The sequence below is a fragment of the Providencia sp. PROV150 genome (genome assembly GCF_028481025.1).
Taxonomy (GTDB): Bacteria; Pseudomonadota; Gammaproteobacteria; order Enterobacterales; family Enterobacteriaceae; genus Providencia; species Providencia hangzhouensis.
Genome location: NZ_JAMPPJ010000015.1, coordinates 98,536 through 112,737 on the forward strand (window position 1 = coordinate 98,536; position 14,202 = coordinate 112,737).

The 14,202-nt window shown below is 42.9% G+C and carries 13 protein-coding genes; 6 read left to right on the plus strand and 7 right to left on the minus strand.

The window, feature by feature from the left end:
* Position 1: 1 nt before the first annotated feature.
* From gpsA to PSE83_RS12280, 3 genes are all read right to left on the minus strand, one after another.
* Positions 2-1,030, minus strand: coding sequence for an NAD(P)H-dependent glycerol-3-phosphate dehydrogenase (gene gpsA / locus PSE83_RS12270; RefSeq protein ID WP_004265161.1), 1,029 nt, complete (start codon positions 1,028-1,030; stop codon positions 2-4).
* Entirely contained in the window at positions 1,030-1,506 is a 477-nt protein-coding gene (secB, locus tag PSE83_RS12275; RefSeq protein ID WP_004906947.1) for a protein-export chaperone SecB, read from the minus strand. The genes gpsA and secB overlap by 1 nt, the downstream gene beginning before the upstream one ends.
* A 240-nt stretch (positions 1,507-1,746) precedes the next feature.
* The gene (locus PSE83_RS12280; protein ID WP_004265159.1) at positions 1,747-2,184 is read right to left on the minus strand and encodes a rhodanese-like domain-containing protein; all 438 of its coding nucleotides are present in this window, start codon (positions 2,182-2,184) and stop codon (positions 1,747-1,749) included.
* Positions 2,185-2,617: 433 nt separating this feature from the next.
* On the opposite strand from PSE83_RS12280, the gene envC reads away from it, so the two are divergent.
* Both envC and PSE83_RS12290 read left to right on the plus strand, forming a co-directional pair.
* Positions 2,618-3,907 (plus strand): murein hydrolase activator EnvC, encoded by a 1,290-nt coding sequence (gene envC, locus PSE83_RS12285; RefSeq protein ID WP_196724852.1) that lies wholly within the window; start codon positions 2,618-2,620, stop codon positions 3,905-3,907.
* A gap of 48 nt (positions 3,908-3,955) precedes the next feature.
* Positions 3,956-5,020: a divergent polysaccharide deacetylase family protein gene (locus tag PSE83_RS12290; RefSeq protein WP_272660889.1), complete on the plus strand. Its 1,065-nt coding sequence runs from the start codon at positions 3,956-3,958 to the stop codon at positions 5,018-5,020.
* Between the two features lie 61 nt (positions 5,021-5,081).
* Here PSE83_RS12290 and tdh read toward each other — a convergent pair whose 3' ends face one another.
* Both tdh and PSE83_RS12300 read right to left on the minus strand, forming a co-directional pair.
* A complete protein-coding gene (gene tdh / locus PSE83_RS12295; RefSeq protein ID WP_004265155.1) occupies positions 5,082-6,107 on the minus strand; it encodes an L-threonine 3-dehydrogenase in 1,026 nt (341 codons plus the stop codon).
* A gap of 10 nt (positions 6,108-6,117) precedes the next feature.
* Positions 6,118-7,314, minus strand: a complete 1,197-nt coding sequence (locus tag PSE83_RS12300; RefSeq protein ID WP_110592790.1) for a glycine C-acetyltransferase — start codon at positions 7,312-7,314, stop codon at positions 6,118-6,120.
* 229 nt (positions 7,315-7,543) lie between these two features.
* On the opposite strand from PSE83_RS12300, the gene rfaD reads away from it, so the two are divergent.
* From rfaD to rfaC, 3 genes are read left to right on the plus strand one after another with little or no spacing between them, the layout of a single operon-like run.
* Positions 7,544-8,482: an ADP-glyceromanno-heptose 6-epimerase gene (gene rfaD / locus PSE83_RS12305; RefSeq protein ID WP_004265152.1), complete on the plus strand. Its 939-nt coding sequence runs from the start codon at positions 7,544-7,546 to the stop codon at positions 8,480-8,482.
* A 23-nt stretch (positions 8,483-8,505) separates the two neighbouring features.
* A complete protein-coding gene (gene rfaF / locus PSE83_RS12310) occupies positions 8,506-9,552 on the plus strand; it encodes an ADP-heptose--LPS heptosyltransferase RfaF (protein ID WP_272660890.1) in 1,047 nt (348 codons plus the stop codon).
* Positions 9,552-10,517, plus strand: coding sequence for a lipopolysaccharide heptosyltransferase RfaC (gene rfaC / locus PSE83_RS12315; protein WP_196724885.1), 966 nt, complete (start codon positions 9,552-9,554; stop codon positions 10,515-10,517). The genes rfaF and rfaC overlap by 1 nt, the downstream gene beginning before the upstream one ends.
* A gap of 54 nt (positions 10,518-10,571) precedes the next feature.
* Here the strand turns inward: rfaC and PSE83_RS12320 are convergent, their stop codons facing one another.
* Positions 10,572-12,038 carry a glycosyltransferase family 39 protein gene (locus PSE83_RS12320; protein WP_004265145.1) on the minus strand — a complete coding sequence of 489 codons (1,467 nt, stop codon included), beginning with the start codon at positions 12,036-12,038 and terminating at the stop codon, positions 10,572-10,574.
* A gap of 199 nt (positions 12,039-12,237) precedes the next feature.
* Positions 12,238-13,518 carry a lipid IV(A) 3-deoxy-D-manno-octulosonic acid transferase gene (gene waaA, locus PSE83_RS12325; RefSeq protein ID WP_004265144.1) on the minus strand — a complete coding sequence of 427 codons (1,281 nt, stop codon included), beginning with the start codon at positions 13,516-13,518 and terminating at the stop codon, positions 12,238-12,240.
* Between the two features lie 191 nt (positions 13,519-13,709).
* On the opposite strand from waaA, the gene coaD reads away from it, so the two are divergent.
* On the plus strand, positions 13,710-14,195 hold the full coding sequence (gene coaD / locus PSE83_RS12330; protein WP_036959128.1) for a pantetheine-phosphate adenylyltransferase: 486 nt from the start codon (positions 13,710-13,712) through the stop codon (positions 14,193-14,195).
* The last annotated feature ends 7 nt before the right edge of the window (positions 14,196-14,202 follow it).

Sequence of the window (14,202 nt, forward strand, 5' to 3'; positions counted from 1 at the left end):
ATTAATCATGCAGCTTTGGCATATCGGCAATTTCATCTTTCGTCGCACGCCCTAATAGGGCTTGCGCTGCCTCTAACACATTTTTATGACGATAAAGGATTTGATAAATTTGCTCAGTAATTGGCATTTCAACACCTGCCCGCTCAGCCAGTGCGCGAACTTCCTTGGTATTACGATAGCCTTCAACCACTTGGCCAATCTCTTTTTCTGCATCTTCAACGCTAACGCCATCGCCTAGCATCATGCCAAAACGGCGGTTACGGGATTGGTTATCGGTACAGGTTAACACAAGGTCACCTAAGCCTGCCATCCCCATAAAAGTTGCAGGGTCTGCTCCCAAAGCTGCACCTAAACGACTCATTTCCGCTAAACCACGGGTAATCAATGCGGTACGTGCATTCGCACCAAACCCCATACCATCGGAGATCCCTGCGCCAATTGCGATGACATTTTTTACAGCACCACCCAGTTGCACTCCAACCATGTCAGGGTTCTTATAGACGCGAAAACTCTTGCCACAATGGAATAATTTTTGTAAATCATCACCAAATTGGCTATCGCTTGCCGCCACGGAAATTGCCGTTGGTAAACCTGCGGCTAATTCTTTCGCAAATGTCGGGCCAGAAAGTACTGCCAGCGGAATTTCATTGCCTAATACCTCACGTGCCACTTCTTGCAACAAACGGCCAGTATCCCTTTCTAAGCCCTTAGTCGCCCAAATAATACGGGAGTCTGCGCGTAAGTATGGCTGGATTTGTTTTAGTACATCACCAAAAACATGGCTCGGTACGACAATCAAGATATTGGGGCTCGCCTCAACGGCGCGTTTTAAGTCCGTTTCGAGAGATAAACTATCAGGGAAAGAAACGCCAGGCAAAAACGCCTGATTACTGCGGTCTTGTTCTAATTGATGAATGTGTTTTGGGTCATGGCCCCATAGCACAACCTGATGTGCATTACGTGCAAGCGTAATGGCTAAAGCGGTGCCGTACGAGCCGGCACCGATCACTGTCATTGAAGCAGTATTCATTAAGCGTCCTGTTGAGCTTCTGAGTTCTGCGCTTGTTCACCTTGTTGCTGCTGTAAATAGTTCATGAACAGTGCATCAAAGTTAACTGGCGCTAAGTTCAATTGTGGGAATGTACCACGGCCCACTAAGCTAGTGATCGCTTCACGTGCATATGGGAACAGGATGTTCGGGCAGTATGCACCTAAGCAATGTGCCATTTGAGTACCTTCAATGCCTTCGATAGAGAAAACACCCGCCTGCTGCACTTCACACAAGAAAGCCGTTTCTTCACCTAAAGTTGCCGTAGTCGTGACACGTAAAACAACCTCATAAACACCTTCAGACAGCTGAGTTGAAGAAGTATCTAAATCTAATTTGATTTCTGGTTGCCACTCGTGTTGAAAGATGTGTGGTGCGTTAGGTGCTTCAAATGAAACGTCTTTTGCATAAATGCGTTGAATTTGAAAGACCATTTCTGAGTTGTTTTGTTCTGACATAGTGTATGTACCTTTAACTTCCATATGAATTTTCCCTGTTATTCTTTGAGCTACAGGGGTGTTCGCTGCATTGCGCTACCCAAGTCACATACTGATGTATGCTCCTTGGATATCTTCACTTGCTGCCTACCTGTAGCCCAAATAATTTAAGGGAAACCCTGTTATTCTGAGCTACAGGGGTGTTCGCTGCATTACGCTACCCAAGTCACATACTGATGTATGCTCCTTGGATATCTTCACTTACTTCTTACCACGAGCTAAAGGAAGGTTTTCACCTGCCCAGCCAGAGATCCCTTCTTTCAGGACAAAGACTTTTTCAAAACCGTGTTGTGCCAGCTGTTCAGCAGGTTTACCTGATTCCATACCACTTGCAGAAACGATAATCACTGGTTTCTGTTTATGTTTTTCTAATTCACCTAAATTATTCTCTTTAATTTCAGACGGTGTTAAGTTAATAGAATCAATAATGTGCCCTTTACGGAAATCGTCACGAGAACGTAAATCGACAACAACCGCCTCTTCTTTATTAATCAGTGTAATCGCTTGTGAACGAGCAATCACTTTCGTTTTAGAGAAAAGGCCTTTAAAGGTCATAACAACCACAGCCACTAATAGCGCTATCCAAACCAGACTCAATAACATGTTCCGGCTTACAAATTGCATGATTTCTTGGATCATGGGGGGCAATCACTCCCGTTAGTTAAAAACAAATATCAAAGGGTTCTGAGTATACCTTTGTGTTGAGCTAATTACAGCCAATTCCCGCAAACTCGCTTGTTTTTTTTGCGCTAAGGCACGCAAAATTAACACTGTTCACTGAAAAACCGCGTTTCTATTTCGAGGCGGTACGCAAATATTTTAACATAAACGTGCGAAACAGGTCTAAGTCGTGCTTCAAATAGGCAGTGAATAAGAAAAAAGTATTGAATACTGGCTATACAAAATAAATCAGTGATAATAAAACTGTATTATTTAACTTAATATAGTTCTAGTTCAGGGCAAAAATCCGAATTTATAAATGTTTTCAATACTATTTGTTAGACAGTGCTGGAAACCATCACTTGCAGATGAAATAATCAGCTATTGCATTTAATTGAGGTGATTTATCACGATGGCCAATACACATTATCGAATGAAAATTTCATTTATTCGTCAGGCTATTAGCGCTCTCTTTGGGTTAGGGCTGCTTGTTCTCGCCCCAACACAAACTGTGTTTGCCAACCAGATCACTGAAAATAAAGGCCAGCTACATGATTTACTCAAAAGTATTGCTGAAAAAGAGAAAAGCGTAAAAGAACAACAAGCCAAGCGCTCAGCACTACTTGAGCAACTCAAACAACAAGAACAAAGTATTTCTGCGGCCGGTCGTAGCCTGCATGAGACTCAAAACCAGCTAAAACAATTAGATAAAGAAATTGTTTCCTTAAATAGCAATATCAAGCAGCTACAAATCAAAAAACAACAACAAGAGAAATTATTAGCTGACCAACTAGACGCGGCCTTTCGGTTAGGTAAACACCAAGGGTTAACCCTAATGTTCAAAGGTGAAGAAGGCCAACGAGAAGAACGTATTTTGGCCTATTACAGCTATTTAAATCAGGCGCGTGAAAAAAATATTGTTGCTTTAGAAGAAACCACTAAAGAATTACAAGAACAAAAAGAACTCGAACAGAAAAAACAAGCCGAACAAAAAACAACGCTGGCTCGCCAACAACAAGAAAAGCGTAAGTTGGATAACGCACGCGCTTCGCGGCAAAAAACCCTAAATGCCCTTGAAAGTACATTAAAAGAAGACCAAAAAAATCTTGCTGTTCTAAAACAAAACGAAGCGAGATTACGCGATAAGATTGCCCGCGCTGAACGTGAAGCCAAAGCCCGAGCAGAGCGAGAAGCCAAAGAAGCGGCACGTATTCGCGTGCAAGTGGCTGAAAAAGAACGGCAAGCCAAACAGAAAGGCTCAACCTATAAACCATCTGAAAGTGAACGCTCACTGATGTCACGTACAGGTGGTTTAGGACGCCCTGCTGGGCAAGCTATTTGGCCTGTTCGCGGCTCATTACTCCATAACTATGGGGATGTCATTTCCAGCGAGTTACGTTGGAAAGGCATGGTTATCGCGGCTAATGAAGGAACCCAAGTCAAAGCTATCGCCGATGGGCGCGTGCTACTGGCTGACTGGTTACAAGGCTATGGGCTAGTTGTCGTCGTTGAACACGGTAAAGGGGATATGAGCCTCTATGGCTATAACCAGAGCGCCTTAGTGAATGTCGGCCAAGAGGTTAGAGCAGGGCAGCCGATCGCCTTAGTGGGTAGCAGTGGCGGCCAAGAGCGACCAGCACTCTATTTTGAAATCCGCAGACAAGGTAAAACCGTAAACCCACGTCCATGGTTAGGCCGATAAATATAGTTAGGGCGATAAATTTTAAATTCAATTAATTAGGATAACGTTATGCTGAAGCACTTACCCATTCGACCACTCATTGTTTTGTCATTATTAATGATGTGTCTACCGGTGAGTGCGGCAAAATTGGCGATTGTGATTGATGATTTTGGTTATCGCGTTAAAGAAGACAACCAAATTCTAGCGTTATCCCCTGCGGTAACTATTGCAATTTTACCGAGCTCTCCCCATGGCCGTGAAGTCGCAGAAAAAGCCCATCACCAAGGGCGCGATATTCTCATCCATATGCCAATGAAACCATTGAGCAAACAACCGCTAGAGAAAAACACATTAGCTCCATCAATGAGTGCAGAGGAAATTGACCGTATTATTAAAAATGCGATAACCCGAGTTCCTTATGCAAAAGGCATGAATAACCATATGGGGAGCGAGATGACATCAAGCTTACCCGGTATGCAGAACGTGATGCGCAGCCTGTCAAAGTCAAACTTGTTTTTCCTCGATAGCGTAACCATTGGGAATACCCAAGTAGGTAATGCCGCCAAAGAATACGGCGTTCCCACGTTACGTCGCCATATTTTTATTGATAACCACCAATCGGAAGAAGAAACGCGCACTCAATTGAATAAAGCCGTTGCCTATGCGCGCAAACACGGTAGTGCGGTAGCAATTGGCCATCCACACCCATCTACCGTACGCGCCTTACAAAAATACCTTGCCCAACTCCCTGCTGATGTCGAATTAGTGGCCGTTAGTGCTCTGCTTAGTCCTCAATCTTCAACTAAACAACCAACATCATTAAGAATGTTATCTGAAGAAGCGAAAAAAACACCGATACAACCTCAAAACAAGCAAGCAGTACAAGATGAAATAAAAACACCACCAACCAAAGATGCTACTGTTGGGCAACCCGAAGCGGCTAGCCAACCAGAAAATGTGATTATTCCGCAAGAACTCGGTATATGTGAGTTTACATTACCGCCTGCTAAGCCACAGGGGATTGATTTTATTATGTTTGTGGTTGAGAGTATTTATAACGATAAGGCTTTACAACCTTTGTTGGTACAGGGCGATAGAGCCCAAAAGCGCCCGCTTTTCAAGCAACAGCAGTAGATCATTTTCGATTCCCCTTCTTGGTTCAAAAAAGCCAAAAAGGGGAATCGAGATAATTAATTTAATCCCAGTTTAAAATCACTTTACCAGATTGGCCTGAACGCATGATATCAAAGCCTTTTTGGAACTCATCAATCGAGAATTGATGGGTAATTATCGGTGATAAATCCAAACCAGATTGAATGAGTGTCGCCATTTTATACCATGTTTCAAACATCTCACGGCCATAAATTCCCTTAATAAACAGTCCTTTGAATATTACTTGGCTCCAATCTGTTGCCATCGAAGCAGGGGGAATCCCTAATAGTGCAATTCTGCCACCGTGGTTCATGGTGTCTAACATGGTCTGAAAAGCTGCTGGTGAACCAGAAACTTCCAGTGCAACATCAAAACCTTCTTTCATCCCCAACTCATTCATCACGTCTTTTAAATTTTCACGACTGACGTTCACTGCACGGGAAACACCCATTTTTTTCGCCAATTCAAGTCGATAGTCATTCACATCCGTGATAACAACATGGCGAGCCCCCACATGTCGGCACACTGCAGCCGCCATGATACCTATAGGGCCAGCACCCGAAACCAGCACATCTTCCCCCACTAAATCAAAGGAAAGAGCCGTATGAACCGCGTTGCCAAATGGGTCAAAAATAGCCGCTATTTCATCGGGGATATTATCGGGAATTTTAAAAGCATTAAATGCAGGGATCACCAGATATTCAGCAAAACACCCTTCTCGGTTAACCCCCACCCCAATCGTATTGCGGCAAAGATGAGTACGGCCACCACGGCAGTTTCGGCAGTGGCCGCAAGTAATATGCCCTTCCCCTGACACTCGGTCACCAATTTTAAAGCCTTTGACTTCCTGCCCAATCGCAACAATTTCCCCTATATATTCATGACCGACAACCATTGGGACAGGAATGGTTTTCTGAGACCATTCGTCCCAGTTATAGATATGTACATCCGTACCGCAAATCGCAGTTTTACGAATTTTGATCATCACATCATTGTGCCCGAGTTCCGGTTTCGGAACATCTGTCATCCATATACCTGGTTCAGCTTTCAGTTTGGACAGTGCTTTCATAAAAGACCTTTTATTTGATTATTTTTAGTTTTCTACCAATGCGGGTGAATGCTTCAACAGCGTGTAAAATATCCTCCTCACTATGTGCTGCAGACATCTGAGTACGAATACGTGCCTGACCTTGTGGTACAACAGGGTAGAAAAAGCCCGTAACATAAATACCTTCATCGAGTAGCTCTTTCGCAAAAATTTGGGCGAGTTTGGCATCACCTAACATAACAGGGATGATGGCGTGGTCAGCGCCAGCAAGGGTAAAACCCGCTGTGGTCATTTTTTCTCTAAATAACACGGCATTACGCCATAATTTTTCACGTAATGAATGGCCTTCTTTCATCATATCAATCACTTTGATAGATGCGGCAACAATCGCAGGAGCGAGGGAATTCGAAAACAAATAAGGGCGAGAACGCTGACGCAGCCATTCAACGACCTCTTTTTTCGCTGCCGTATAACCGCCGGATGCGCCGCCAAGGGCTTTACCTAATGTCCCCGTGATAATATCGATACGCCCCATCACATCGCAGTACTCATGGCTACCACGACCATTTTCCCCAACAAAGCCAACAGCATGAGAGTCATCCACCATCACCAACGCTTGGTATTCATCCGCAAGGTCACAAATGGATTTTAAATCAGCGATAACGCCATCCATTGAGAACACGCCATCTGTGGCAATTAAAATATGGCGAGCTCCTGCTGTTTTGGCTTCCTCTAAACGTGCTTTCAATTCCACCATATTATTATTGCTGTAGCGGTAGCGTTTTGCCTTGCTTAGCCTAACCCCATCAATAATGGATGCATGATTTAATGCATCTGAAATAATCGCATCTTCCGGCCCTAACAAGGTTTCAAATAGCCCACCATTTGCATCAAAACAGGATGAATAGAGAATCGCATCTTCCATGCCCAGAAAATCTGCCAATTTGCGCTCTAAAACTTTGTGGCTGTCTTGCGTTCCACAAATAAAGCGTACAGACGCCATACCAAAACCATGGCTATCCATTCCCTGTTTAGCGGCTTCGATGAGCGCGGGATGGTTAGCAAGACCAAGGTAATTATTTGCACAGAAATTAATAACCCGCTGGCCACCTACAATTTCAATGTCAGCATCTTGTGAAGTCGTAATAATGCGTTCATTTTTAAATAACCCATCGGCTTCAATTTGTACCAATTGTTCTTGAATCTGCTGATAAAATCTTTCTGACATGATTTTTTCCTGTATAGAGACTATTAATAGAGTTTAATAATAGTCTCTATGTGTGGCGATATTCACAGCATAAATAAGTCAAGTTTGTAGCCAAGATCACGATATTTACCTTGTTCTCATTTAAGTGTCAGCTCAATTCTCTTCTATCAATGCTACCGTCTGCGCCAAGAGATGTTATTATAGTCACCAATTACGATTCTATTTTCTTAACCCATTTGAGGTATACCCAATGATCATAGTCACTGGTGGAGCTGGTTTTATTGGCAGCAATATTATTAAAGCCCTAAACGCAATCGGCCGTACAGATATCTTAGTCGTTGATAATCTGAAAGACGGCACTAAATTCGCTAACCTTGTTGACCTTGATATTGCGGATTATGCAGATAAAGAAGATTTTATTGGCAGCATCATTGCGGGTGATGATTTCGGTGATGTCGATGCGGTATTCCATGAAGGCGCTTGCTCGTCAACCACTGAATGGGATGGAAAATATATGATGGACAATAACTACCAGTATTCCAAAGAGTTACTGCACTATTGTCTAGACCGTGAAATCCCGTTCTTATACGCTTCTTCCGCAGCAACTTATGGCGGCCGCAGTGATAACTTTATTGAAGAACGCCAATTCGAAAAACCATTGAATGTCTATGGTTACTCAAAATTCCAATTTGACCAATATGTACGTGAAATTCTGCCAGAAGCGGACTCACAAGTCTGTGGTTTCCGCTATTTCAATGTCTATGGGCCAAATGAAGACCATAAAGGCAGCATGGCAAGCGTTGCTTATCACTTAAATAAACAAATTAATGAAGGGCAAAACCCAAAACTGTTCGAAGGTAGCGATACTTTCCGTCGTGACTTTATTTATGTAGGTGATGTGGCTGCGGTCAATTTATGGTTCTGGGAAAATAATGTTTCCGGTATTTTTAACTGTGGTACAGGACGTGCGGAATCTTTCCAAGCTGTTGCTGATGCTGTTACTGAATTCCACAAAGATAAAAATGTGGCCATCGAATACATTGAGTTCCCTGAAAAATTAAAAGGTCGTTACCAAAGCTTCACACAAGCTGACCTCACTAAGCTACGTGCCGCTGGCTATACTGCACCATTTAAAACGGTTGCAGAAGGTGTCACCGAATATATGCACTTGCTCAATAAAGACGCGTAACGCTTATTTCTGAAAAATCATTTATGAAAATATTGGTGATCGGCCCTTCATGGGTAGGGGATATGATGATGTCACAAAGCCTTTATCGCACGATCAAGGCTTTACATCCCCATGCACAGATTGACGTGATGGCGCCACAATGGTGCCGTCCTTTACTCGCCAAAATGCCTGAAGTTAGCGAAGCCATTCCTATGCCGCTTGGGCATGGTGCACTGGAAATTGGTGAACGTCGTCGATTAGGCCAAAGTTTGCAGGCAAATGGCTATGACCAAGCGATTGTGTTACCCAATTCCTTAAAGTCTGCACTTGTGCCTTTCTTCGCAAAAATCCCCAAAAGAACGGGATGGCGTGGTGAAATGCGCTATGGTCTACTCAATGATATTCGCCCACTCAATAAAGACGCTTTTCCTTTAATGGTGCAGCGGTATGTTGCGCTTGCTTATGATAAGCAAACTATTCGATCAGCTGCTGATATTCCGACACCTATTTTACCGCCTAAACTGGTGACTATACCGCAAGAAGTCACTGAAACTCTGCAAACCTTTGGGGTTGAAGGTTCTCGCCCTGTTATTGGTTTTTGCCCAGGCGCAGAATTTGGGCCCGCCAAACGTTGGCCCCACTACCACTACGCTTCTCTTGCTCAAACACTCATTAGCCAAAACGGCTATCAAGTGTTGCTATTTGGTTCACAAAAAGACCACGAAGCGGGTGAAGCCATTCGTTTAGAGCTGACCGATGATGCTAAATTGCATTGCCATAATTTTTCAGGGAAAACATCTTTAGAACAAGCTGTTAATCTAATCGATGCCTGTACTGCAGTTGTCAGTAATGACTCTGGTTTGATGCATGTCGCGGCAGCGCTAGGTAAACCTCTTGTCGCCTTATATGGCCCAAGTAGCCCTGACTTTACACCGCCATTATCAGATAAAGCAGAAGTGATCCGCCTAATTACGGGGTACCACAAAGTGCGTAAAGGTGACGGTGAAAGTGGTTATCACCAAAGTTTGATTGATATCCAACCCCAATTAGTTATCGATGCGTTAGCTCGGTTAAATATAGGTATTGAATGATGAGAGTATTATTAGTCAAAACATCTTCAATGGGAGATGTTTTACACTCATTACCTGCGCTGACCGATGCACAACAAGCCATACCCGATATCCAGTTCGATTGGGTCGTTGAAGAAGGCTTTGCACAAATTCCCACATGGCATAGTGCCGTTAACCAAGTGATCCCTGTGGCCATTCGTCGCTGGCGTAAAAATTGGTTTTCTGCACCGATCAGAGCCGAACGTGCAGAATTTCGCAAGAAATTACAAGCAACTCATTATGACGCAATCATTGATGCGCAAGGGTTATTGAAGAGCGCCTTTCTTGTCACCCGCTTAGCTCATGGCGATAAACATGGCTATGACCGCCATAGTATTCGCGAACCATTAGCCAGCTTCTTTTATGACCATCGTTACGCAATTAGTAAGCAACAACATGCCGTTGAACGTATTCGCCAGTTATTTGCCAAAAGTCTTGGTTACGCCTGCCCAACACAGCAAGGCGATTACGCAATTGCTCGACACTTTTTACAGTCAGAAGAAGAGCATCAAAGCCCTTATGTCATTTTCCTGCACTCAACTACTCGTGATGATAAGCACTGGCCTGAAAAAAATTGGCGAGAACTCATCGGGCTAATGGCTGGGAGTGGTATCAAAATCAAATTACCGTGGGGAGCACCTCATGAGCAACAGCGCGCAGAGCGATTAGCAAAAGACTTTGATTTTGTAGAGGTTTTACCTAAACTTACTTTAGCCGAAGTTGCACAGCAAATTGCTAATGCTAAAGCCGTGGTTTCTGTCGATACTGGGCTTAGCCATTTAACAGCCGCGCTTGATAAACCCAATTTTACCCTGTTTGGCCCCACTGACCCCGGCTTGATTGGAGGATATGGGCAAGGGCAGCATGAAATTAAGTCAGTTGATAATTCAATGGCAAGTATTAGTGCTGACGAAGTTTATCAGCAACTAATTGACACGATAAAATAAACGGTTAGCGTTTGAATATAAAGTAACCGTTTATTTATATCAGCTTACTATGCCCTATTTCATATTCTCTGGCGCAATAAACCCAAAGCACATAGTTTCAGGTTCTGCATCTGGCTCAGAACGATAAATCACATCTTCTTTTTCTATCGTAAACTGTGGCCAGAACTTACGAACCTTAGCGAAGTTTTCATGGGCACAATCATCGTATTTTTTACCCAGTAATAAAGCACCATGTTGACGAATTTCAGCTTCCGTAATCTCACGGTTATACACATTCGGTGGCATATGCTTTTCCATAGACCAAGGCTGAATGACATGTGGTCTGTCCTTGCCATAAATAATAAACCATTGATACTGATTATCTTCGCCACCGACATATTTTACAGGTGTGTTATAACGTTCATACCAACGCTGTTCCCCATCTGCAATTAAGGTTTTAACACCAATAAATTTTTGCCCCGCTCCACGAATATTCGCAGCCTGAACGGTAATATAACCAACTACCACTAAAACACCAAAAATTGCAAAACCCACTAATGACTTCTTAAACGGTTTTCTTGGCATTTCTATTATTGAGCCAACAAATAGCGGTGCGCTGATAGCCATAAATGGCTGCAGCCATTCAGTTATTCGACCACCATCGTGGAAAGAGAACCAGCCATATATCACCACTAATGGAAATAAAATAATGAAGTTAGCCATGCGGTTAGGCAATGCTTTAGGCCACCCTAGCTTTCCACCACAGCTATAAACGACAATCGCCGCAATCACTAATGGGTAAAACACGCTTAGTGCCGCTTGTGTGGTGTGAAGATTAAACCCAGGGTCGATTTGTGAATCCACCCATTTGAAAGCCGAAAAGTCCGTTGCCATCAACCAAAAGAAATTAGGCAATACCAAAGCAAACCACAATGCAATTGCAAGGTAAAAAACAGGATGACGGTAACTTTGGCGAACCTGTTTCACAAATATAGTTAACAAGAAAACAGACCCAACTAGCGCCAACGTTGAATATTTCCCCATTGTTGCAAGGCCTGCAAATAAGGCAAACGGTAACCACCATGCAGGATTATCATCAACCGCACGTAAAAAGAAATAAATAACCCAAGGCCATAATGTCACTAGAATATAGTTATCATTATAAGGAATGATATCGAAATTAATGACACCTGATAAATTCAGCATTAGCATTGCAAACCAAGCAAAATCGCGACGCCCAGTTAAACGGAAGGCTAGCTTCCATACCCCAAGTAAACCAAATGCAATACCGACAAAATGGCTAAAATACCAATAAAAACTATAGGGGATATCGAGGTAAATTGCAGGCCACATCATTACACCAACAAACCATGGGTTTTTAGGTGATCCCCACTCCCCATTCATCCCCCAATTCACTGCTTCTACTGTGTCATAAGGTACGGTAGGGTCGAAATAAAAACTCGCTAAGATCCAAACGATGGCATAGCTTATGACCCATACATAAACATATTTATTTGAAATTGATTGATTAATGGCTGGCATATAGTCTTAGAAAGATAAGCAAAAGTTCCAACATTCCATTTGGATACTACTCTAATAGTAATAAACCAAATCGAATGACTCTATAATAAACGAGGCAGTGTACTATAGTTTAAATGCAATGCTAGGATGTGCCAGAAAATATTCACAATCTATTGTTGTAATGTTCAAGTTAATATTCAAAAAAAGACATTACTTGGGATTATTGCTCTCGCGGAGGCAAATAGGGTTGCAATAGTTTTAATAATCTTTGAAGGGCACCTTGGTTCTCATGAAGAACTTCGGCGGCATGACGTCCATAATATAACCGGTAATCTTCATCAGAAAGCAAACTCGTCACGGCTTGAGCCATCGACTCACTGTCTGTCACCGTAATTAATCCATCTGCTTGAGTCAGTTTTCCGCAAATATCTTTAAAATTAAATGTGTGAGGCCCCATTAACACGGGTAGCGCATGGGCTGCTGCTTCGAGTGGGTTATGCCCCCCAGTCTCTACCAAGCTTCCCCCAACAAAGGCAATATCCGCAATTCCATATAGCAACATCAATTCGCCCATAGTATCGCCAATCACCACTTGAACATCTGCAGTAGGGATCGTGTTGGCACTACGACGAATAAACGTTAAACCAGCTTTTTGAGTTAGTTCTTCCGCTTTTGCAAAGCGTTCAGGGTGACGCGGTACTAAAATTAATAATAGATCAGGAAATCGTTTTAATAACTGTTGATGTGTTTCTAAAACAATGGCTTCCTCACCCTCATGAGTGCTGGTCGCTATCCAAACTGGGCGATGTGCTGCCCATTGGCGGCGTAAAGTTATTGCCCTGACAGCTAATTCAGGCGTTACAGAGATATCAAACTTCAGGCTCCCTGTTACACTCAATTGCATCCGCCGCAACCCTAATTGAACGAAACGTTCACCATCTTCCTGATGTTGTGCTGCGACCATAGTGACATTACGTAGCATACGTTTCACAAAGCTACCGAGCTTTTGATACCCAGCAGCAGAGCGCTCAGAAAGTCTCGCATTTGCAATAACCAATGGAATTTTACGTTTATACAATTGGTTAATCATGTTTGGCCATAATTCAGTTTCCATAATGATCACAAGTTTTGGGTCGACTTGTTTCAGGAAACGACGCATAGAACCAGGGAGGTCATAAGGTAAATAGACGTGGTCAACATCGTCGCCAAATGCAGAAAGAACACGCTCTGAGCCAGTTGGCGTCATTGTTGTTACTGTAATTGGCAGAGACGGATAGTGATGGCGAAGTGCACGGACTAGTGGAACGGCTGCAAGAGTTTCCCCGACAGAAACTGAATGTAATAAAATGCCTTGAGGTTTTACTTTTCCTGCACAAAAGCCGTAACGTTCGCCCCAACGTTTACGATACGCAGGCGCTTTACGGCTGCGCAGCAATAGGCGAACCCATATAAATGGCTGGATAAGATAAAGAAGTACCTGATATAAACGCAGCAATAACATTCGATCTGATTCACTTACCAAAATTGGCGCTATCTTACCATAAAGCTCAGATAAAAGTGTGCAGAATATGCACCTAAAAATAGCAGTAAAATCTTATCTACAGTTGCAACCATGCTAGATAGCCGATAATGTTAGCGCTTATTCATGCTATTTTTTCGAATAGAAAATACAAACAACGAGATACTATCGCCATGAAACATAAGGCTATTTACCCTGGTACGTTTGACCCTGTGACATCAGGACATGTTGATATTGTTACCCGAGCAGCAGCAATGTTTGACCATGTCTTGTTGGCTATTGCAAATAGCCAACGAAAAAACCCGATGTTTTCCCTTGATGAGCGCGTTGCCCTTGCTAAAGAAGTAACTTCTCACCTTGATAATGTTGAAGTTGTTGGGTTTTCTGAATTGATGGCTAATTTTGCACAAAAAAATGGCGCTAATATTCTTATTCGTGGCGTTCGTTCTGTGGCTGATTTCGAATATGAGTGGCAATTAGCGAATATGAACCGCCATTTTGTTCCTGACTTGGAAACCGTATTTTTATTACCATCGCAAAGTTTGTCCTTTGTTTCTTCTTCTTTAATCAAAGATGTTGCCCTTCACGATGGTGATATTTCGTCTTTCCTACCCCCAGTGGTTGCTGAGGCAATGTTAAAGAAACTCAATAAAAAATAGTAAAAGC

Coding starts and splice junctions, on each gene's coding strand:
- gpsA (WP_004265161.1), bottom strand. CDS start 1,030: ATGAATACTGCTTCAATGACAGTGATCGGTGCCGGCTCGTACGGCACC.
- secB (WP_004906947.1), bottom strand. CDS start 1,506: ATGTCAGAACAAAACAACTCAGAAATGGTCTTTCAAATTCAACGCATT.
- PSE83_RS12280 (WP_004265159.1), bottom strand. CDS start 2,184: ATGATCCAAGAAATCATGCAATTTGTAAGCCGGAACATGTTATTGAGT.
- envC (WP_196724852.1), top strand. CDS start 2,618: ATGGCCAATACACATTATCGAATGAAAATTTCATTTATTCGTCAGGCT.
- PSE83_RS12290 (WP_272660889.1), top strand. CDS start 3,956: ATGCTGAAGCACTTACCCATTCGACCACTCATTGTTTTGTCATTATTA.
- tdh (WP_004265155.1), bottom strand. CDS start 6,107: ATGAAAGCACTGTCCAAACTGAAAGCTGAACCAGGTATATGGATGACA.
- PSE83_RS12300 (WP_110592790.1), bottom strand. CDS start 7,314: ATGTCAGAAAGATTTTATCAGCAGATTCAAGAACAATTGGTACAAATT.
- rfaD (WP_004265152.1), top strand. CDS start 7,544: ATGATCATAGTCACTGGTGGAGCTGGTTTTATTGGCAGCAATATTATT.
- rfaF (WP_272660890.1), top strand. CDS start 8,506: ATGAAAATATTGGTGATCGGCCCTTCATGGGTAGGGGATATGATGATG.
- rfaC (WP_196724885.1), top strand. CDS start 9,552: ATGAGAGTATTATTAGTCAAAACATCTTCAATGGGAGATGTTTTACAC.
- PSE83_RS12320 (WP_004265145.1), bottom strand. CDS start 12,038: ATGCCAGCCATTAATCAATCAATTTCAAATAAATATGTTTATGTATGG.
- waaA (WP_004265144.1), bottom strand. CDS start 13,518: ATGTTATTGCTGCGTTTATATCAGGTACTTCTTTATCTTATCCAGCCA.
- coaD (WP_036959128.1), top strand. CDS start 13,710: ATGAAACATAAGGCTATTTACCCTGGTACGTTTGACCCTGTGACATCA.